This is a genomic window from Mesorhizobium sp. WSM4884 (assembly GCF_029625675.1).
In the GTDB taxonomy this organism is placed as follows: domain Bacteria; phylum Pseudomonadota; class Alphaproteobacteria; order Rhizobiales; family Rhizobiaceae; genus Mesorhizobium.
On the sequence record NZ_JARTVO010000007.1, the window covers coordinates 20,140 to 39,561 of the forward strand.

Below are 19,422 nucleotides of genomic sequence, written 5' to 3' on the forward strand. Positions count from 1 at the left end.
TAATCTATAGCGCCCGCCCACGTGCGGGCTGGGGAGGCAGGATGTGAACTCGCGACAGGAAACCGGCAACACCAGATTGGACGACGCTGCGCGCGCCGGCTGGCTCTACTACGTCGCCGGCAACACGCAGGATCAGATCGCCGCCAAGCTCGGCATTTCCAGGCAGACGGCGCAGCGGCTCGTGTCGCTGGCGATGTCGGAAGGCCTGATCAAGGTGCGCGTCGATCATCCGATCGCCAATTGCCTCGACCTTGCCGCGCGTCTGAAATCGCGCTTCGCGCTCGATCTGGTCGAAGTGGTGCCGAGCGATCCGACCTCGTCCTCGACGACGATCGGCGTCGCCGAGGCGGCGGCGGCCGAGATCGAGCGGCGGCTGCGTTCGGCTGCGCCCATCGTCATGGCGATCGGCACCGGGCGCACGCTGAAGGCTGCGATCGAGCAGCTTCCGCCGATGGAGTGCCCGCAGCACAAGGTCGTATCCTTGACCGGCAACATCTCGCCCGACGGCTCGGCCGCCTTCTACAACGTCATCTTCACCATGGCCGACCGGGTCAAGGCGCGCTCCTTCCCGATGCCGCTGCCGGTCATCGCCTCCTCGCCGGAAGAGCGCGACATGCTGCTCAGCCAGCCGATGATCCAGCCGACGCTGGCGCTCGCCGCGGAAGCCGACGTCACTTTCGTCGGCATCGGCGATCTCGGCCCGAAGGCACCGCTTTATGAGGACGGCTTCATTTCGGAAGGGGAACTCAAGGCGCTGCAGAAGGCGGGCGGCGTCGCCGAGATCGTCGGCTGGGTGTTCGACCGCGAAGGCCGCATGATCGAAGGCATCACCAACGATCGGGTGTCGTCCGCCGCCTTGCCGTCGCGCGAGAGATCGCTGGTCATTGCGCTGGCCATGGGCGAGCGCAAGCTGCCGGGCATCCTCGCCGCCGTGAACCGGCGGTTGGTCAACGGCCTCATCACCGATGAACGGACGGCCGCCGCACTTCTCGGCGGCGCGTGACCGGAGCCTCAGGCCCAGAAGGGCCATGCATCGTGATCAGCCGCTCGCCGATAAAAGGGAGCCCGGCTATTCGTAGCGTTCGCGCGGATCGTTGCCGTCGAGAAACCCCATGTCCCGCTGCAGATGCGGCGACAATTCCCGGATATCGACATAACCGCGCCTCCGGCTGGCGAACCATGAAAATTCCCGCGCCAGCAGCGAAATCCAACTGCGAGCCGGGGTCGAAACGATTTTTTCCTGCATCGTGGTCATGATCGTCAGCCTTCGCCATGCTTGAACTGGATTGATCGTCGACCCCAAATATCGGGTTGGCAGCTTCGCGCTTCCAATTAAACCTCGATCATGACCCATAAGGAGGTTTTATGCCCGATCTGAGCCCCCCACAGCTCGCGCCGCTACCGCCACTGCAGGCGATTCGGGTGTTCGAAGCGGTGGCCCGGCATCTCTCCTTCACCAGGGCAGCGCAGGAACTCGGCATGACTCAGGCCGCCGCGAGCTACCAGATCAAGCTGCTCGAGGAGCGCATCGGCGCGCCGTTGTTCCTGCGCCGTCCCAGGCAGATCGAACTCACCGAGCCAGGCCGGCGCCTGGCGCCCGCCGTCAGCGAGGCCTTTGCCATTCTTGGTCAGGCCTACGCCGCCGCGCGTGGCGGCGCCGACGGCTTGCTGTGCGTAACCACCGTGCTGACTTTTGCCTCGAACTGGCTGGCGCAGCATCTGGGCTCGTTCCAGCTTGCCCATCCCGCACTTGCCGTGCGGCTCGATACGTCGAGCCGCCTGACCGATTTCGCACGCGAGGATGTCGATCTCGCCATCCGCTCGGGCGGCGGCAAATGGCCGGGCCTGGAGGCACACAAACTGCTCGACGCCGATTTCACGCCGATGCTGAGCCCGAAGCTTGCGGCGAGCATCGGCGGCGTCAAGGAGCCGGCGGACCTTTTGCGGCTGCCGATCCTCGATCCCGGCGATGTCTGGTGGACGCAATGGTTCGAGGCCGCCGGTGTCGCCGTGCACGACCTCGCCAAGCGGCCGGGCTCCAGCATGGGCGCGCAGGCCTACGAGGCGAATGCCGCCATGGCCGGCCACGGCGTGGCGATCCTGACCAGGGCGCTGTTCAAGAACGAACTCGCCGATGGCCGGCTGGTCCAGCCCTTCGACCTAGTCGGCGACGACGGCCATGCCTATTGGCTGGTCTATCCCACCGCCCGGCGCAACGTGCCGAAAATCCGCGCCTTCCGCGACTGGATCCTCGCCGAGATCGCCTGCCAATAGCTGGACACGGCAACAGCCTCCAAGCCGAACCTTCGCCGCGCTGCTCCGACAGGGGCGGCTTCGATTTGTGCTGCGCTGCAGCATCGATTCCGGCTTGACATAATTCACGCTTAGTGAGTAATTGCCCACAGCCAAGGCAAATGCTCATCTTGGTTTATGGGAGGAATTGATGAAACTTCGCACGCTCACCCTGGGCCTGTTGTCGGCCAGCGCTCTCGCTTTCGCCGCGCATGCCGAATCCATCACCATCGCCACCGTCAACAACGGCGACATGGTCCGCATGCAGAAGCTGACGGACGACTTCACGAAGGCCAACCCCGACATCAAGCTCAACTGGGTCACGCTTGAGGAGAACGTGCTGCGCGAGCGCGTCACCACCGATATCGCCACCAAGGGCGGCCAGTACGATGTCATGACCATCGGCACCTACGAGGTCCCGATCTGGGCAAAGCAGAGCTGGCTTCTGCCGCTCGACAAGCTCGGCGACGACTACGACACCAAGGACATCATCCCGGCCATCGCCGGCGGCCTTTCGGTTGACGGCAAGCTCTATGCAGCGCCATTCTACGGCGAGAGCTCCTTCGTCATGTACCGCAAGGACCTGATGGAGAAGGCCGGGCTCAAGATGCCCGATGCGCCGACCTGGGACTTCATCAAACAGGCGGCCGACAAGATGACCGACCGCGCCAACGGCGTGAACGGCGTGTGCCTGCGCGGCAAGGCCGGCTGGGGCGAGAACATGGCCTTCCTCACCGCCATGTCGAACTCCTTCGGCGCCCGCTGGTTCGACGAGAACTGGAAGCCGCAATTCGACCAGCCGGAATGGAAGAACACGCTGCAGTTCTATGTCGACCTGATGAAGGCCGACGGCCCGGAAGGTGCTTCCTCCAACGGCTTCAACGAGAACCTGGCGCTGTTCCAGCAGGGCAAGTGCGGCATGTGGATCGACGCCACCGTCGCCGCTTCCTTCGTCTCCGATCCGAAGGCTTCGCAAGTCGCCGACAAGGTCGGCTATGCGCTGGCGCCCGACAACGGCCTCGGCAAGCGCGGCAACTGGCTGTGGGCCTGGTCGCTGGCGATCCCCGCCGGCACGCAAAAGGCCGACGCCGCCGAGAAGTTCGTGTCGTGGGCTACCAGCAAGCACTATGCTGAGCTGGTCGCCTCGAAGGAGGGCTGGGCCAACGTTCCTCCGGGCACGCGCTCCTCGCTCTACGCCAATCCGGAGTACCAGAAGGCGGCGCCCTTCGCCAAGATGACGCTGGACTCCATCAACGCCGCCGATCCGACGCATCCGACCGTCAAGCCGGTGCCCTATGTCGGCGTGCAGTTCGTCGCCATCCCTGAATTCCAGGGTCTCGGCACCACGGTCGGCCAGCTCTTCTCCGCCGCTCTTGCCGGCCAGTCGAGCGTCGACGACGCGCTGAAGCAGGCCCAGGACGCGGCGACCGCCGCGATGACCGAAGGCGGCTACATCAAGTAAGGCTCCTCCCGGTGCCGAGCGCCGGTAGCGCATCATGACCGGCAATGGCCGCCCGAAACCCAGTTCGGGCGGCCACCTTCACCATCAGGAAAATTGTGGCACGACTATAAGATCGGCTGACATTTGGAGGGTGACCGTCATGGCTACTCAGCAAACCCGTTCGCTTGCCCGTCTCATGATGGCGCCATCGGTGATCCTGCTGTTCATCTGGATGATCGTGCCGCTGGTCTTCACGGTCTGGTTCTCGTTCCTCCAGTACAACCCGCTTAACCCGATCCGTGACGGGTTCGTCTGGTTCTCCAATTACAAGCTCTTCTACTCCAACCCGGCCTTCCTGCAGTCGATCCTCAACACGCTCACCATCGTGGTCAGCGTGCTGATCATCACTGTGATCGGCGGCATCCTCTTGGCCATGCTCCTCGACCAGCCGATCTGGGGTCAGGGGATCGTGCGCATCCTCGTGATCTCGCCCTTCTTCGTCATGCCGCCGGTGGCCGCCCTTGTCTGGAAGAACATGATCATGCACCCGCAATACGGCGTCTTCGCCGATATTGCCCGTTTCTTCGGCGCCAACCCCATCGACTGGTTCGGCCAGCACCCGCTGACGGCGGTCATCCTCATCGTCGCCTGGCAGTGGCTGCCCTTCGCGACGCTGATCCTGCTCACCTCCCTGCAATCGCTCGACGGCGAGCAGAAGGAGGCGGCCGAGATGGACGGCGCCGGCTTCCTCAGCCGCTTCTGGTATCTGACGCTGCCGCACATGTCGCGCGCCATCACCGTCGTCATCCTGATCCAGACGATCTTCCTGCTCTCGGTCTATGCCGAGATCCTGGTCACCACCAATGGCGGTCCCGGCTACGCTTCCACCAACCTGCCCTTCCTCGTTTATCAGAAGGCGCTTTTGGAATTCAAAATCGGCCAGGCCTCCGCGGGTGGCGTCATCGCTGTCATTCTCGCCAACATCGTCGCCTTCTTCGTCATGCGCGCCGTCGGCAAGAACCTGGACAAGTAAGGAGGATAAAATGGCACGCGCAGTCACTACCCAGCACAAGACGATCGCCACCGCCGCGGCCTGGATCGTCGCGCTGCTGATCTTCTTCCCGATCCTTTACACGATCATTACCTCCTTCAAGTCGGAGCAGGAGGCGATCCAGGGCTTCGCCCTGATCCCGTCCGGCACCACGGAAAGCTATGCGGAAGTGCAGGCGCAGAGCGGCTACTTCAAGTTCTTCCTGAATTCGGTGATCCTGTCGGTCGGCTCGACGGTCCTTGCGCTCATCATCGCCATCCCGGCGGCATGGTCGATGGCCTTCTCGCCGACCAAGCGCACCAAGGACATCCTGATGTGGATGCTCTCCACCAAGATGATGCCGGCCGTCGCGGTGCTGTTCCCGATCTACCTGATCTTCCGCGACAGCGGGCTGCTCGACAGCCGCATCGGCCTCACCGTCATGCTGATGCTGATCAACCTGCCGATCGTGATCTGGATGCTCTACACCTACTTCCGCGAGATTCCGGGCGAGATCCTCGAAGCGGCGCGCATGGATGGCGCCTCGCTGTGGAACGAGATCATCTACGTGCTGACGCCGATGGCGGTGCCGGGTATCGCCTCGACCATGCTGTTGAACATCATCCTGGCCTGGAACGAGGCGTTCTGGACGATCCGTTTGACCACCACCGACGCCGCGCCACTTACCGCCTTCATCAGCTCTTTCTCAAGCCCGCAAGGCCTGTTCTGGGCCAAGCTCTCGGCGGCCTCGACACTGGCGATCGCCCCGATCCTGATCATGGGCTGGTTCAGCCAGAAGCAGCTGGTGCGCGGCCTGACCTTTGGCGCCGTGAAGTAAGAGCCGCAGCGGCGGACGACGAAATCCCCGGGAGGAAACCATGGGAAACATCACGCTCAAGAACGTCTCCAAGTCCTTCGGGTCGACGACGATCATTCCGAACATCGACCTCAATATCGAGGACGGCGAGTTCGTCGTGTTCGTCGGCCCGTCGGGTTGCGGCAAGTCCACGCTGCTCAGACTGATCGCCGGGCTGGAGGACACCAGCGGCGGCACCATCAGCATCGACGGCCGCGACGTGACCCAGGAGGCGCCGGCCAAGCGCAAGCTTGCCATGGTCTTCCAGTCCTATGCGCTCTACCCGCATATGACGGTCGCCAAGAACATCGCCTTCCCGCTGAAGATGGCGGGCGAGGACCAGGCGACCATCGACAAGAAGGTGAAGGACGCAGCGCGTGTGCTGAACCTCACCAACTATCTCGAGCGTCGTCCGGGCCAGCTCTCCGGCGGCCAGCGCCAGCGCGTCGCCATCGGCCGCGCCATCGTGCGCCAGCCTTCGGCCTTCCTGTTCGACGAGCCGCTGTCCAATCTCGACGCAGCACTCCGCGGCACCATGCGGCTGGAGATCAGCGAGCTGCACCATCAGCTCAAGACGACGATGATCTACGTCACCCACGACCAGGTCGAGGCCATGACCATGGCCGACAAGATCGTCGTGCTCAACGCCGGCAATATCGAGCAGGTCGGCTCGCCCATGGAGCTCTACCGCACGCCGAAGAACCTCTTCGTTGCCGGCTTCATCGGCTCGCCCAAGATGAACCTCATCGAAGGCGCGCCGGCCGACAAATACGGCGCCAAGACCATCGGCATCCGGCCTGAGCACATCAACATCTCGACCACGACCGGCGACTGGAAGGCGACGGTGGGCGTTGCCGAGCATCTCGGCTCCGACACCTTCCTGCATGTCCAGACGGACGGCATCGGCACGATCAATGTGCGCGCCGACGGCGAGGTCGCGGTCAAGCATGGCGACACCGTCTATCTGACGCCAGACAAGACCAAGCTGCATCGCTTCGGCGCCGACGGCAGGGCGCTGGCGCAGTGAGGCTGAAGAGCAAATCGGCGCTGATCACCGGATCGGCGCGCGGCATCGGCCGGGCCTTCGCCGAAGCCTATGCGCGCGAAGGTGCCACGGTAGCGATCGCCGACATCAACCTCGAAGCGGCCGAAGCGACCGCGAAGGATATCGGCTCTGCTGCTTACGCGATCCGGCTTGACGTCACCGACCCGTCCTCGATCGAGGCCGCCGTGAAGGCGGTCGAGGCTAAGGCCGGCGGTCTCGACATCCTGATCAACAATGCCGCGCTGTTCGACTTGGCACCTATCGTCGAGATCAGCCGCGCGAGCTACGACAGACTGTTCTCTGTCAACGTCGCCGGCACGCTGTTCATGCTGCAGGCGGCCGCCCGCTCGATGATCGCGCGTGGCAAAGGCGGCAGGATCATCAATATGGCGAGCCAAGCCGGGCGTCGCGGCGAGCCGCTGGTCGCGGTCTATTGCGCCACCAAGGCCGCCGTCATTTCGCTCACCCAGTCGGCCGGGCTCGACCTGATCAAGCACCGCATCAACGTCAACGCCATCGCGCCGGGCGTCGTCGACGGCGAGCACTGGGATCACGTCGATTCGCTGTTCGCCAAATACGAGAACAGGCCGAAAGGCGAGAAGAAGCGGCTGGTCGGCGAAGGCGTGCCCTACGGCCGCATGGGCCGGGCCGAAGACCTCACCGGCATGGCGGTTTTCCTCGCCAGCGACGAGGCCGAATACATTGTCGCCCAGACCTACAACGTCGACGGCGGTCAATGGATGAGTTGATGGGGATGAGTTGAGGGGGAAGGCGCGCCTCCCTTCCTCCGGGGAGAACGCGCCGAGGGGCAGGTGAGGGGCAGAACCGCAAAACAAGCGCTGCCCCTCACCGCTCTCCCACAGGAGGCGGAATTGTTGGGCTGCATATCGGCCGAAGGGTAAGTAAGATGACCGTGAAACTCTCGTCCTCGAACCTCGCAAAGCTTCCCTCGAAGGTTTCCGGCCCGAAATACGATCGCTCTTCCCTGAAAGCCGGCATCGTTCATTTCGGCGTCGGCAACTTTCACCGATCGCACCAGGCCGTCTATCTCGACGACCTGTTCAATTCCGGGCTCGGTCATGACTGGGCGCTGATCGGCGCCGGCGTGTTCGAGGGCGAGAAGGCCGGCCGCGCCAAGCTTCAGGAGCAGGATTGGCTGACCACAGTCGTCGAGCAGGATCAGGGCCATATGAGTGCCCGCGTCACCGGCGCGATGGTCGATTTCCTGATGCCGGGCGATGCTACCGCGATCATCGAGCAGCTCGCCGACCCGGCGATCAAGATCGTGTCGCTGACCATCACCGAAGGCGGCTATTTCATCGACCCGGCCTCGGGCAAGTTCAACCCGGCGCATCCCGATATCGTCGCCGACGCTCAGCCGGGCGCCGCGCCGAAAACGGTCTTCGGCATCATCCTTGCCGGGCTGGTGCGCAGGCGCGCCGACGGCATCGTGCCGTTCACCGTCATGTCCTGCGACAACATCCCCCACAATGGCCGCGTCACCTCCGACGGCGTCATCGGCCTTGCCCGGCTGATCGACGAGGATCTGGCCAACTGGGTGAGAGACAATGTCGCGTTCCCGAACGGCATGGTCGACCGCATCACGCCGGCCACCACCGACCGCGAGCGCGGCATACTGGCGAGCGATTTCGGGCTGGAAGACAACTGGCCGGTCTTCTGCGAACCGTTCAAGCAATGGGTGCTGGAGGATCATTTCACCGCCGGCCGCCCGCCGCTCGAAAAGGCCGGCGTGCAGTTCGTCAAGGATGTCTCGCCTTACGAGCTGATGAAAATCCGCATCCTCAACGGCGGCCACGCCACCATTGCCTATCCGGCAGGCCTGATGGACATCCATTTCGTGCATGAGGCGATGCAGGAGCCGCTGGTGCGCGGCTTCCTCGCCAAGCTGGAGCGCGACGAGATCATCCCGACCGTGCCGCCGGTGCCGGACACGGTGCTGGAGGATTACTATCAGCTCATCGAGCGCCGCTTCTCCAACCCCAAGATCGGCGACACCATTCGCAGGCTCTGCCTCGACGGCTCCAACCGGCAGCCGAAATTCATCATCCCGACCATCGCCGACCGGCTGAAGGCGGGCAAAAATGTCGCCGGCCTGGCGCTGGAATCCGCACTCTGGTGCCGCTACTGCTTCGGCGCCACCGACAGCGGCGCGGTCATCGAGCCGAACGATCCGAACTGGGACCGGATGCAGGCAACCGCGAAGGCCGCGAAGGACACGCCCGGCGCCTGGCTCGCCATGGACGACATCTATGGCGATGTCGGCCGCTCGCCCGTTTTCGCCCAAGCCTTTGCCCATGCGCTCAACGTGCTGTGGGCGAACGGTGCGCGCGAAACCTTGACGCGCTACCTCGCCGGCAAGCTCTGAGGGCACTGGAAGCAACTGACATGACGCCCGAGCTGGTCATCTTCGACTGTGACGGCGTCCTGGTCGACAGCGAGGCGCTCTCGGTTTCCGCGTTGCTCGGCATGATCGAGCTTGCCGGCGGCACGGTCAGCGAGGATGCCGCCTACGAACACTTCCTCGGCAAGAGCATGAAGAGCGTGCGCGAGATCCTCGGCCGCGATTTCGGCCTGGATATCAGCGACCAGCATCTCACCGCCATGCGCGCCGACCTGATGCGCAAGTTCCGCGAGGAACTGAAGCCGATCCCCGGCATCAAGGAGATCCTGCCGAGCCTGGGATTGCCTTATTGTGTAGCCTCTTCCGGCACGCTGGAGCGCATCCGCTACGCGCTCGACGTCACCGGCCTTCTGGCGCTGCTGGAGCCGCATCTCTTCAGCGCCGCCATGGTGAAGCGCGGCAAGCCGGCGCCGGACCTGTTCCTCCACGCAGCCGCCACGATGCGCGCTGATCCGCGCGAATGCCTGGTCATCGAGGACAGCCCGGCCGGCGTCGCCGCGGCGCGGGCGGCGGGAATGCGCGTCTTTGCCTTCACCGGTGGATCGCACGCGGACAACCCCGCGCTGAAGGCGCGGCTTGCGTCGACCGAACCGGACTTTATATTCGCTGACATGCTGCAATTGCCCGATCTGATTGCAGGCCTGGGAGCGAGAGTAAAAGCATCTTGACGACGAGTTTCGTTTGCGCGGTCGATGTCGGCACCGGGAGCGCTCGCGCGGGCATTCTCGACTCTCGCGGCAATCTGCTCGGCCGCGCCGAGCGGCCGATCGCCATGCACCAGCCCAGGCCCGATCACGCCGAGCATGATTCGGAAAATATCTGGTCGGCCGTGTGTGCCGCCGTGCGCGCCGCGCGTGAAAAGGCGGGGGTCGCGGCCTCGGATATCGTCGGCATTTCCTTCGACGCCACCTGTTCGCTTGTCGTGCGCGACAGGCAAGGCGGCCAGCTCAGCGTCTCGGTCACCGGCGAGAAGCGCTGGGACACCATCGTCTGGCTCGATCATCGCGCCATCGCCGAGGCCGACGAATGCACCAGAAGCGGCCATGCCGTGCTCGACTATATCGGCGGTGTGATGTCGCCGGAAATGGAAACGCCGAAGCTGATGTGGCTGAAACGCTACCTGCCCGGAGCGTGGAACGAAGCCGGATATCTGTTCGATCTCGCCGATTTCCTGACCTGGAAGGCGACCGGCTCGCTCGCCCGCTCGCAATGCACGCTGACGGCCAAATGGACCTATCTGGCGCATGAGGAGACAAGCTGGCGGCGCGATTTCTTCAAGCTCGTCGGCCTCGGCGATCTCTTCGAGCATGGCAGCCTGCCGGAAAAGGCAAGCCCGGTCGGCGCCGATATAGGCCCGCTAACAGCGCAAGCGGCTGCCGATCTCGGCCTGACCGAAAAATGCCGGGTCGGCGCGGGCGTGATCGACGCCTATGCCGGCGCGCTCGGCGTTCTCGGCGGCTTTGCCGGCGACGAGAAAGATATCAGCCGGCACCTCGCGCTGATTGCGGGCACTTCGTCCTGCGTCATGGCCATGTCGCAGGATCCGCAGCCTTTCGCAGGTGTCTGGGGTCCCTATTACGGCGCGGCGCTGCCGAAGCTGTGGCTGTCGGAAGGCGGCCAGTCGGCCACCGGCGCGCTGCTCGACCATATCATACGCTGGCATGGCGCCGGCGGCGAGCCGGATGCGGCCATGCATGCCAGGATCGCCAGGCGCGTCGCCGAACTGCGCGCCGCGGAAGGCGACGCGCTGGCGGCGCGGCTGCATGTCCTGCCGGATTTTCACGGCAACCGCTCGCCGCTCGCCGACCCGCACGCGGTAGGCGTGGTCAGCGGGCTGACGCTCGATTCCTCCTTCGACAGCCTGTGCAAGCTCTACTGGCGCACCGCCGTCGGCATCGCGCTCGGTGTGCGCCATGTGCTGGAGGCGCTGAACGAGAACGGCTACCTGATCGACACGCTGCATGTCACCGGCGGCCACACGAAGAACCCGCTCTTGATGGAGCTCTATGCCGACGCCACCGGCTGCACGGTCATCGAACCGCTGGCCGACGAGGCGGTGCTGCTCGGCACCGGCATGGTGGCGGCGACCGCCGCCGGGCTTTACCCCGACCTCAACGCCGCCTGCGTGGCCATGCAGCAGGGCGGCCGGACGCGTCCCTCGAACCCCGCCGCCGGCGCCCGCTTCGACCGCGACTACCGGATCTTCCTCGAAATGCACCGGCAGCGGCAGGCGCTCGATGCGATAGCGTAGGCTGGCATCGATCTATTTCTTTCGCAGCGACAAGCCCGTCGTCGCATCGAACAGATGGATGCTTTCCTCGTCGAATGTGTAGCGCACCGCCGCGCGCAGCTCCGGGCATTCGCGAGCCGGAACCAGCGCGCTGATCTCCTTGCCGCCGGAGCCGAACGTCACCAGCGCGTCATTGCCGTGGAATTCGATGAGATCGGCCGTACCTAGCAGCAGGTTGCTGCCCGCGTCGGCATTCGCCGTCTTCAGATCCGGAGGCCGGATGCCTAGCACCGCACGATCGCCCTGCTGTAGATGAAAATCCGAGCCGTTCACGACCAGAACCGTTCCGGCACCGTTCAGAGTCCACCCGCTCTTTGCCCGGCCGACCGTCACCTCGACGAAATTCATGTTGGGCGTTCCGATGAAGCCGGCCACGAACATGTTGCCCGGCCGGCGATAGATTTCCGCCGGCGATCCGATCTGCTCGATCACGCCGTCCTTGAGCAGCACGATGCGGTCGGCAAGCGTCATCGCTTCGAGCTGGTCGTGGGTGACGTAAACGGTCGTGGTCTTAAGCGACTGGTGCAGCCTGGCGATCTCGACGCGCATATGGTTGCGCAGCTTGGCGTCGAGGTTGGACAGCGGTTCGTCGAACAGGAACACTTTCGGCGTCTTGATCATGGCGCGCGCGATCGCCACGCGCTGCTGCTGGCCGCCGGAAAGCTCGGTCGGCTTGCGGCCGAGATAAGGTTCCAGCCCGAGTGTTCGCGAAACCGCCTCGACCCGCTTCTTGATCTCGGCCGACGGCACCTTCTGCCGCTTTAGTCCGAAGGCGATGTTGTCGAAGATCGTCATATGCGGATAGAGCGCGTAGTTCTGGAACACCATGGCGATGCCGCGGTCGCCGGGCTCGAGGTCGTTCACCACCTTGCCGCCGATCGACACTTCGCCGCCGCTGATGTCTTCCAGGCCGGCCAGCATCCGCAGCAGAGTGGACTTGCCGCAGCCGGAAGGCCCCAGGAACACGACGAATTCGTGCTCCTCGATCGCAAGGTTGAGGTTGCGGATGACGGTCGTGGCGCCATAGGCCTTGTCGACATGGGAGCAGGTAATCGCGGACATGGGTCAGCCCTTCTCGCCGGTGAGCAGGATCTGCAGCTTGACGTCCTGCGGGTTGCCCTGCGCCGCCCGTTCGAATGCCTTGATGCTGTCTGGAAAATCATAAGTGCCGGTGATCAGCGGCTTGAGGTCGACCTTGCCGGAGGCGATGAGCTGCAGGGCGCGATCGAAGATGTTGGCATAGCGGAACACCGTCTCGATGCGCACTTCCTTGGAAATCGCCGCCGGCACGTCGAGGCTGACCGGCTCGACCGGCAGTCCGACCAGCACCAGTGCGCCGCCGGGCCTCACCAGATCGAACAGATTGGCGAAGGCCTTCGGGCTGCCGCTCGCCTCGAACACGATGTCGGCCCCCCAGCCGTCGGTGGCTGTCCGCACCGCATCGACCAGCGACTGCTCGCCGATATTGACCGGCACGATGCCCGGGTACTGGCCGGCGATCTTGAGCTTGGGCGCGGAGAAGTCGGAGATGAGCACTTTCGAGCAGCCGCCCGCCAAGGCAGCCAGCGCGATCATGATGCCGATGGGGCCGCAGCCGACGACGACGGCGACATCGCCCGGAACGATGCGTGCCCGTGCGGCCGCCTGCATGCCGATGGCGAAGGGCTCGACCATCGCACCCTCGGCGAAGGACACATTGTCGGGCAGTTTGTAGGTGAAGGCGGCCGGGTGAACGGCGTAAGGCGCTAGCACGCCATGCACCGGCGGCGTCGCCCAGAAGCGGACATCCGGATCGACATTGTAGATGCCGAGCTTCGTCGCGCGCGACGACAGGTTCGGCACGCCGGGCTCCATGCAGACACGGTCGCCGACCTTCAGGTTCGTGACATTGGCGCCGATCTCGACGATCGTTCCCGACGCCTCGTGGCCGAGCACCATCGGCTGGCGCACGATATAACTGCCGATGGCGCCGTGCGTGTAGTAGTGCACGTCGCTGCCGCAGACGCCGACGGTGTGGATGGCGATCCTGACGTCGTCCGGTCCAACCTCGAGCGGTAGCGCGATCTCGCGCAGCGACAGTTCGCCTTTTTTCTCAAGCACCAGTGCCCGCATCGGGTATCCTCGCATCAACTTTTCTTTTGCCGGAAAATGGAATTCAGGAAGCCGCTCAGCACGCCGAGGAACAGCAGCGGCGGCAGCGACAGAAGCACGACCGAAGCGTTGAGGATGCCCCACGGCACGTTCATGCCTTGCTGCGACAACTCCGAGGCGACGATCGGCAGGGTCTTGGCGTTGGAACTCGACAGCATCAGCGCGATCAGGAACTCGTTCCACACCAGCACGAAGCTGAACGCGATGGCGCCGGCGAGCGAGCGCGCCGCGACGGGAAGCGCAATCCGCCAGAACACCGAGTAGGCGCCATAGCCGTCCACGAAAGCCGCTTCCTCGATCTCTCTCGGCACGCCCTGGAAGGCGGGGATCGCCAGCCACATGATCACCGAGATGGTGAGCAGCGAATAGGTGACGATGAGCGCCGGCAAAGTGTCGTAGAGACCGACCTGAAGCCAGATCACCATCAGCGGGATGGCCACCGCCACCGGGGGCAGGAAGCGCAGCGACAGCACGAAGAACTGAATGTCGCCGGCGAAGCGGTTCGGATAGCGCGCCACCGCGTACGCCGCCGGCAGGCCGAGCCCGACGCCGATCAGCACGGCGGAGCCACAGGCGACGACCGAGTTGTAGAGCCCGGTCAGCACACTGTCGCGGTCGAGGATGTAGCTGATGTTGGCAAGCGTCGGCGTGAACACCAGGCGCGGCACGCGCGTGATGATGTCGACGTTGTTCTTCAACGCATTGAGCGCCGTCCAGACAAGCGGGAAAACGGCCAGGAATCCGGCTAGCGCCAGTACGGCCTTGGCGATCAGGCGGCCCAGGCTTATCGGATATGGCCTCATGCCTGCACCCGCTTCCAAAGCATGGTGAAGGTGATGACCGTCGCAATCATCATCAGCACGGCCATCGCCGAGGCATAGGAGACTTTGCCGGACTCGATGAAGCCCTGCGAGAAGGCATACATGTCGAGCGTCTCGGCCGCGACGCCCGGCCCGCCGCGCGTCATCACGTAGATGAGGTCGAAGGAGCGCAGCGATTCGATCATCTTGACGAACATCAGGCTGATCAACGGCGCCTTGAGCATCGGCAAGGTCACGTAGGCATGGATCTGCCAGCGCTTCGCATGGTCGAGCCGCGCCGCCTCGATCGGCTGCGGCGGCAAGGTCTCGAGCAGCTTCAGCACGATGACGGCGAAGAACAGGCCCCATTGCCAGACGTCGACCGAGGCGACGGCGAACAGCGCCGTCGAGGCCTTGGAGAGCGGGTCGAAGATCAGCCCGCCGGTGATCAGCCGGTAGGGATAGGTGGCGATGCCGTAAAGCGGGTGATAGGCGAACTTCCACACGAAAGCCGCCGAGACACGCGGCAACAGCACCGGAATGATGAACAGCAGGCAGTAGACATTGCGCAGGCGCGGCGAGGCAACTTCGAACATCAGCACGCCGAGCCCGATCGCCACCGCCATCGTCGCCACCACGGTGACGATCTCCCACTTCACCGAGACCCAGACGGCGTTGAGGAAGCGGCGGTCGAGAAAGAGGTCGGCGAAGTTCGAGAACCAGACCCAGGAATAGCCAGTCGCGCTCAATTCGCGGTTCTGCAGGGCAATCACGATGGCATAGAGCGTCGGCACCATCGACAGCACGAGCAGGATGACGAGTGTGGGAACAAGAAAGGTGACGGGCAGGGAAGAGCGTCGGCGCATTGCCTATCCTCGGGAATATCGCGGATACATTGGAATCGCTGGCGTGAACCCGTGGCGCACGGGCTCCCGGCATTCCGACGAATGCCGGCGACCGCGCGCCACGGGCGGGAGGATTACTTCTTCTTCACCAGCTCGTCGGCATAGGCTTCGAGCTCATTGAGGCCGCCCTTGATGTCGGTGCGGGTGCCGGTGACCAGCTCCTCAAGGATGATGCCCCAGCGGTCGCCGAGATCGGGCCAGCGCGGATCCTGCCAGAAGTTCACCGCCGTGACCTTGCCGGTGTCGGCCAGCGCCTGGCCGAGATCGGCGCCGTAGATGTCGGCGAATTCCTTGCTGGAGAGGATGCTGGTGCGGTTGAGCTCGCCGAACTGGTGCGCGTCGAGCCGGCGCTTCTCGTTCTCCTTCGACGTCGCCCAGGCGATGAAAAGGCCGGCGCACTTCTTCGAGGCGTCGTCTTGATTGGCCTTGGTGCCGATGGCGAGCCCATGGCCGTAGCCACCGCCGGGCAGCGGCGAAGGCGGCGGCAGGAAGCCGACCTTGCCGACCACCTGCGAGGTCTTCGGATCGACCGCCATGCCCGACAGCGGCGTCGATTCGACGAGGATGGCGACCTGGCCGGAGAGGAAGGCGCCGGTCGATTCATCCCAGCTGCCGGTCTGCGTGCCGGGGGCCGAGTCCTTGAACAGCTTGAGATAGGTCTCGGTCGCCTTCACAGCCGCGTCCGAATTGAAAGCCGGCTTGTCGCCGTCGAACCATTTGCCGCCATAGGCTTTGAAGAAAGGCATCCAGCGCCAGACATTGGCGCCCGAGCCGCGCGCGCCGCGCAGCGCGATGCCGTACATGCCCTTGTCCGGATCGTTCAGCTTCGCCACATCGGCGATGAGTTCATCGAGCGTCTTCGGCGGCTGGATGCCGGCGGCCTCCAGCACGTCCTTGCGGTAGACCATCAGGTCGCCGCCGCCGGTCAGCGGCGCGAACCAGACCTTGCCGTCATAGGTGGCCACCTTTTGGCGGCCCGGATCGAAGTCGGCGAAGTCGTACTCGGGCGGATAATAATCGGCCAGCGGCGCGATCCAGCCGGACGAGGCGAACAGCGCGACATTGGCCTCGTCGACGTAGTAGACGTTGTAGTTGCCAACCGTGGAGGCGTCGGCGCGCGACTTGGCCCGCCGGTCGTTCTCGTTGAGGTAATCGATCTGGAACGAAGCGCCGGAGAGTTTCTTGAACTCGTCCTTCGAGTCCTCCAGAAGCGTCAGTCCGTCGCGAGGCTGCGCCAGCACCTTGACCGGCGCCGAGCAGACGGGCGCCTGAGCAAGTGCCGCTGTTGACACGGATGCGGTAAGCACGAACGCTGCGCCGAGGCTGGCAGCGAGCCGATTTGATTTCATTGATTTTTTCTCCTCCAGGAACATTCGCGGGAAGCGGAGGTCCTCGGGCCAAGCAACCCTCACCGTCGCCCGGGCGACCTGCCACCCGTCGCCAAAATGAGGAGTTGGATGGGACGAGGCTAGAAGCCTTGTTGCGGCAAATCTGTACTTTTATGCATTGTGCGACGCAAAAAATGCTGCAGGAAAAGTCTGCCTGTCACACGAGTATCAGTGTTGTCGGGAGTAGCTGATTTCGAGCTGGTCAGGCCCGTAGCGCCAGCCGCTGCCGCGACAGCTTGCGGTAGGATGACGGCGTCATCTTGTGCTTGCGCAGGAAGGCGCGGTTGAAATTGGAGATGTTCATATAACCGACCTGGAAACAGATGTCGGTGATCGGGATGTCGGTATCGGCGAGCAGCTTGCAGGCCTGCCAGAGTCTCAGCTTGGCGACATGGTCACTGAAGCTGTTGCCGGTGTTCTTCTGGAAGAAGCGCGAGAATGTGCTTTCACTCATTTCGGCAAGTGCGGCCACTTCCGGCAGCTTCAAATCTTCGGCGAAGTGCTGGAAGAGATAGGTCAGCGTGCGCTGGATGATGTCCAGCGAGGTGGCGTCGAGTACCGGCGAGAAATCCGGTGACGACAAGAGCTCGTATTCATCGGACTTGGCCAGCAAATCCACCAGTTCAAGGAACAAGCGGAAGCGGGTGAGCCCGTGCACGGTGCCCATCCGCTCCATCAGTTCAGCCCCGGCGACTGCGGTGCGGCTATGGAAGGCCATGCCGCGCAGCGACCGCTCCAGGAATGGCTCCAGCTCGCGCAACTCCGGCAGCAGCTCGGCCGAGCCGCGCAGCCGCTCCGGGTCGAACTGCAGCACGATATCGCGGCCCTCGATCAGCTCACCCGGCTGCACCGCCGTCACCCAGTCATGTGGCAGCCCGCCGCCGACGATTGTCAGATAGCCAGGCCCGAACTCGCCGATATGGTCGCCGACCAGCACCACGCCTGACGATTTCCTGAGCAGATGGATCTCGTATTCGGGGTGAAAATTCCAGACGTTGCGTTCCCACGGATAGTCATCGAGCCGCCACAGGAAAGTCTCGCTCGACTCGGTGACGATGTGCTCGAAGGCGGGCACAGTTCGCGGGATCGCGGCCGTGTTCTTTCTGCGCCTGAACGGCATCCATTCCTCCCGGCATCTCTCGCCGGCTGTGTGTCTTCGGACATCCGTAGCAGTCCCCGGCCGGCAAGTGAACGTGCCGCTGGTCCGGCCTCCTGCTGGATCAAAGACTGGCTGCTCCTCCTCCCTTGCCAATATGTCGCATTTCGTTCACAAGACGGCGCAAACGGCGCCATTTTGCGCCGTTGCGTGCGGCTTCCGGGATTGGTCCCGACGCGCCGCGATCTGAAAGAGCGGAAAATGTCTGCGATCGAAGCCGGCGCTGGTGCGCCGGAAAAACTTTGGCGTCAGGAAATCAGGGCGACGCTGGCGCTCGCCTGGCCGATGGTGCTCACCAATCTCGGCCAGACCGCCACGACCGCGACCGACGTCATGATGATGGGCCGGCTTGGGCCGGACATGCTCGCCGCTGGCGCGCTCGGTTCCAACCTCTATTTCATGCCGTTGATCTTCGGTCTAGGGCTGATGCTGGCGACCTCGCCGATGATGGCGACCGAGCTCGGCCGTCGCCGCCATTCCGTGCGCGACCTGCGCCGCACCGTGCGCCAGGGCCTATGGCTTGCGGTCCTCGTCTCTGTCCCGATCTGGCTGTTCCTCTGGCATGGCGAGGAAGTGCTTTTGGCCATGGGTCAGAAGCCGGATCTCGCGCACCAGGCTGGCATCTACCTGCACTGGCTGCAATGGGCGGTGCTGCCCTTCTATGGCTATATCGTGCTGCGCTCCTTCATCTCGGCGCTGGAGCGGCCGGGCTGGGCATTGATCATCGTCTTCGTGGCGGTTGCCTGCAACGCGTTCTTCAACTGGGTGTTCATGTTCGGCAATCTCGGCGTGTCGGCCATGGGCATCGCCGGATCGGGCCTCGCCACCTCGCTTTCCAGCACGCTGATGTTTGCCGGCTTGGCGGCCGTGGTGCTGCTGGAGAAGAAGTTCCGCCGCTATCGCCTGTTCGGCCGCTTCTGGCGCTCCGACTGGCCGCGCTTTCGCGGCCTGCTGAGGCTCGGCCTGCCGATCGCCGGCATCCTTGCCTTCGAGGTGACGATCTTCAACGCGGCGGCGCTGCTGATGGGCCTGATCGACGCGGATTCGCTGGCAGCGCATGCGATTGCCATCCAGATCGCCTCGATCTCCTTCATGGTGCCGCTCGGCCTCAACCAGGCGGTCACGGTGCGTGTCGGCCTTGCGCATGGCGCCGGCAATCCGGAAGGCGTCTCGCGCGCCGGCTGGACCGCCTTTGTCATCGGCGTCTCCTTCATGGCGCTGATGGGGCTGGTGATGATCCTGTGGCCGCATCTTCTGATCAGCGCCTTCATCGATCTTGCCGATCCGGGCAACGCCAGAGTGATCACGCTTGCCGTGTCGTTCTTGGCGTTCGCCGCGCTATTCCAGATTTTCGACGGCGCGCAGGCGGTCGCCGCCGGCATGCTGCGCGGCCTGCACGACACCAAGGTGCCGATGATCTATGCCGCCATCGGCTATTGGGGCGTCGGCCTGCCGCTCGGCGTGCTGCTCGCCTTCCATTTCGGCTTCAACGGCGTCGGCATCTGGATCGGCCTGGCGTCGGGGCTGGCCGTGGTGGCGGCGCTTCTGCTCGCGCGCTGGCTGCGGCGCGACCGCATCGCGCCGGCGCTGTCGTTCAGTCATTGAGCAAAAGGCCGCCGGCTCTAGCTAGCGCGGCGGCCGTATTG

18 protein-coding genes are annotated in these 19,422 nt (G+C 64.2%); 11 read left to right on the plus strand and 7 right to left on the minus strand.

The window, feature by feature from the left end; genetic code table 11:
- Positions 1–43 precede the first annotated feature (43 nt).
- Positions 44–1,003, plus strand: a complete 960-nt coding sequence (locus tag P9236_RS13040) for a sugar-binding transcriptional regulator (protein ID WP_278075032.1) — start codon at positions 44–46, stop codon at positions 1,001–1,003.
- Positions 1,004–1,069: 66 nt separating this feature from the next.
- Here P9236_RS13040 and P9236_RS13045 read toward each other — a convergent pair whose 3' ends face one another.
- Entirely contained in the window at positions 1,070–1,255 is a 186-nt protein-coding gene (locus tag P9236_RS13045) for a hypothetical protein (RefSeq protein WP_278075033.1), read from the minus strand.
- A 110-nt stretch (positions 1,256–1,365) separates the two neighbouring features.
- On the opposite strand from P9236_RS13045, the gene gcvA reads away from it, so the two are divergent.
- The 9 genes from gcvA to P9236_RS13090 all read left to right on the plus strand — a co-directional run bounded on the left by gcvA (position 1,366) and on the right by P9236_RS13090 (position 11,337).
- Positions 1,366–2,274: a transcriptional regulator GcvA gene (gcvA, locus tag P9236_RS13050; protein WP_278075034.1), complete on the plus strand. Its 909-nt coding sequence runs from the start codon at positions 1,366–1,368 to the stop codon at positions 2,272–2,274.
- A gap of 169 nt (positions 2,275–2,443) precedes the next feature.
- A complete protein-coding gene (locus P9236_RS13055; protein ID WP_278075035.1) occupies positions 2,444–3,754 on the plus strand; it encodes a sugar ABC transporter substrate-binding protein in 1,311 nt (436 codons plus the stop codon).
- Between the two features lie 139 nt (positions 3,755–3,893).
- Positions 3,894–4,766 (plus strand): sugar ABC transporter permease, encoded by an 873-nt coding sequence (locus P9236_RS13060; protein ID WP_278075036.1) that lies wholly within the window; start codon positions 3,894–3,896, stop codon positions 4,764–4,766.
- 10 nt (positions 4,767–4,776) lie between these two features.
- A complete protein-coding gene (locus P9236_RS13065) occupies positions 4,777–5,601 on the plus strand; it encodes a carbohydrate ABC transporter permease (protein WP_278075037.1) in 825 nt (274 codons plus the stop codon).
- Positions 5,602–5,641: 40 nt separating this feature from the next.
- Entirely contained in the window at positions 5,642–6,646 is a 1,005-nt protein-coding gene (locus tag P9236_RS13070) for an ABC transporter ATP-binding protein (protein ID WP_278075038.1), read from the plus strand.
- The gene (locus P9236_RS13075; RefSeq protein WP_278075039.1) at positions 6,643–7,413 is read left to right on the plus strand and encodes an L-iditol 2-dehydrogenase; all 771 of its coding nucleotides are present in this window, start codon (positions 6,643–6,645) and stop codon (positions 7,411–7,413) included. The genes P9236_RS13070 and P9236_RS13075 overlap by 4 nt, the downstream gene beginning before the upstream one ends.
- Before the next feature lie 158 nt (positions 7,414–7,571).
- Positions 7,572–9,050 carry a mannitol dehydrogenase family protein gene (locus tag P9236_RS13080; protein ID WP_278075040.1) on the plus strand — a complete coding sequence of 493 codons (1,479 nt, stop codon included), beginning with the start codon at positions 7,572–7,574 and terminating at the stop codon, positions 9,048–9,050.
- A 20-nt stretch (positions 9,051–9,070) separates the two neighbouring features.
- Complete coding sequence (locus P9236_RS13085) at positions 9,071–9,754, plus strand: HAD-IA family hydrolase (protein ID WP_278075041.1); 684 nt, start codon at positions 9,071–9,073, stop codon at positions 9,752–9,754.
- Positions 9,751–11,337 carry an FGGY-family carbohydrate kinase gene (locus P9236_RS13090; protein WP_278075042.1) on the plus strand — a complete coding sequence of 529 codons (1,587 nt, stop codon included), beginning with the start codon at positions 9,751–9,753 and terminating at the stop codon, positions 11,335–11,337. The genes P9236_RS13085 and P9236_RS13090 overlap by 4 nt, the downstream gene beginning before the upstream one ends.
- A gap of 12 nt (positions 11,338–11,349) precedes the next feature.
- Here the strand turns inward: P9236_RS13090 and ugpC are convergent, their stop codons facing one another.
- The 6 genes from ugpC to P9236_RS13120 all read right to left on the minus strand — a co-directional run bounded on the left by ugpC (position 11,350) and on the right by P9236_RS13120 (position 17,740).
- Positions 11,350–12,438, minus strand: coding sequence for a sn-glycerol-3-phosphate ABC transporter ATP-binding protein UgpC (gene ugpC / locus P9236_RS13095; protein WP_278075043.1), 1,089 nt, complete (start codon positions 12,436–12,438; stop codon positions 11,350–11,352).
- 3 nt (positions 12,439–12,441) lie between these two features.
- Positions 12,442–13,488, minus strand: coding sequence for an NAD(P)-dependent alcohol dehydrogenase (locus tag P9236_RS13100; RefSeq protein ID WP_278075044.1), 1,047 nt, complete (start codon positions 13,486–13,488; stop codon positions 12,442–12,444).
- Positions 13,489–13,502: 14 nt separating this feature from the next.
- Entirely contained in the window at positions 13,503–14,330 is an 828-nt protein-coding gene (locus P9236_RS13105; RefSeq protein WP_278075045.1) for a carbohydrate ABC transporter permease, read from the minus strand.
- Complete coding sequence (locus tag P9236_RS13110; protein ID WP_278075046.1) at positions 14,327–15,193, minus strand: sugar ABC transporter permease; 867 nt, start codon at positions 15,191–15,193, stop codon at positions 14,327–14,329. Before P9236_RS13110 ends, P9236_RS13105 begins: the two co-directional genes overlap by 4 nt.
- 113 nt (positions 15,194–15,306) lie before the next feature.
- Positions 15,307–16,581: an extracellular solute-binding protein gene (locus tag P9236_RS13115; protein WP_278075047.1), complete on the minus strand. Its 1,275-nt coding sequence runs from the start codon at positions 16,579–16,581 to the stop codon at positions 15,307–15,309.
- Positions 16,582–16,822: 241 nt separating this feature from the next.
- Positions 16,823–17,740, minus strand: a complete 918-nt coding sequence (locus P9236_RS13120) for an AraC family transcriptional regulator (RefSeq protein WP_278075048.1) — start codon at positions 17,738–17,740, stop codon at positions 16,823–16,825.
- A gap of 237 nt (positions 17,741–17,977) precedes the next feature.
- Between P9236_RS13120 and P9236_RS13125 the strand changes: the two genes are divergently transcribed.
- Positions 17,978–19,381, plus strand: a complete 1,404-nt coding sequence (locus tag P9236_RS13125) for an MATE family efflux transporter (RefSeq protein ID WP_278075049.1) — start codon at positions 17,978–17,980, stop codon at positions 19,379–19,381.
- Positions 19,382–19,422: the final 41 nt, after the last annotated feature.

Coding starts and splice junctions, on each gene's coding strand:
- P9236_RS13060 (WP_278075036.1), top strand. CDS start 3,894: ATGGCTACTCAGCAAACCCGTTCGCTTGCCCGTCTCATGATGGCGCCA.
- gcvA (WP_278075034.1), top strand. CDS start 1,366: ATGCCCGATCTGAGCCCCCCACAGCTCGCGCCGCTACCGCCACTGCAG.
- P9236_RS13065 (WP_278075037.1), top strand. CDS start 4,777: ATGGCACGCGCAGTCACTACCCAGCACAAGACGATCGCCACCGCCGCG.
- P9236_RS13055 (WP_278075035.1), top strand. CDS start 2,444: ATGAAACTTCGCACGCTCACCCTGGGCCTGTTGTCGGCCAGCGCTCTC.
- P9236_RS13100 (WP_278075044.1), bottom strand. CDS start 13,488: ATGCGGGCACTGGTGCTTGAGAAAAAAGGCGAACTGTCGCTGCGCGAG.
- P9236_RS13110 (WP_278075046.1), bottom strand. CDS start 15,193: ATGCGCCGACGCTCTTCCCTGCCCGTCACCTTTCTTGTTCCCACACTC.
- P9236_RS13070 (WP_278075038.1), top strand. CDS start 5,642: ATGGGAAACATCACGCTCAAGAACGTCTCCAAGTCCTTCGGGTCGACG.
- P9236_RS13080 (WP_278075040.1), top strand. CDS start 7,572: ATGACCGTGAAACTCTCGTCCTCGAACCTCGCAAAGCTTCCCTCGAAG.
- P9236_RS13115 (WP_278075047.1), bottom strand. CDS start 16,581: ATGAAATCAAATCGGCTCGCTGCCAGCCTCGGCGCAGCGTTCGTGCTT.
- P9236_RS13045 (WP_278075033.1), bottom strand. CDS start 1,255: ATGACCACGATGCAGGAAAAAATCGTTTCGACCCCGGCTCGCAGTTGG.
- ugpC (WP_278075043.1), bottom strand. CDS start 12,438: ATGTCCGCGATTACCTGCTCCCATGTCGACAAGGCCTATGGCGCCACG.
- P9236_RS13120 (WP_278075048.1), bottom strand. CDS start 17,740: ATGCCGTTCAGGCGCAGAAAGAACACGGCCGCGATCCCGCGAACTGTG.
- P9236_RS13105 (WP_278075045.1), bottom strand. CDS start 14,330: ATGAGGCCATATCCGATAAGCCTGGGCCGCCTGATCGCCAAGGCCGTA.
- P9236_RS13125 (WP_278075049.1), top strand. CDS start 17,978: ATGTCTGCGATCGAAGCCGGCGCTGGTGCGCCGGAAAAACTTTGGCGT.
- P9236_RS13085 (WP_278075041.1), top strand. CDS start 9,071: ATGACGCCCGAGCTGGTCATCTTCGACTGTGACGGCGTCCTGGTCGAC.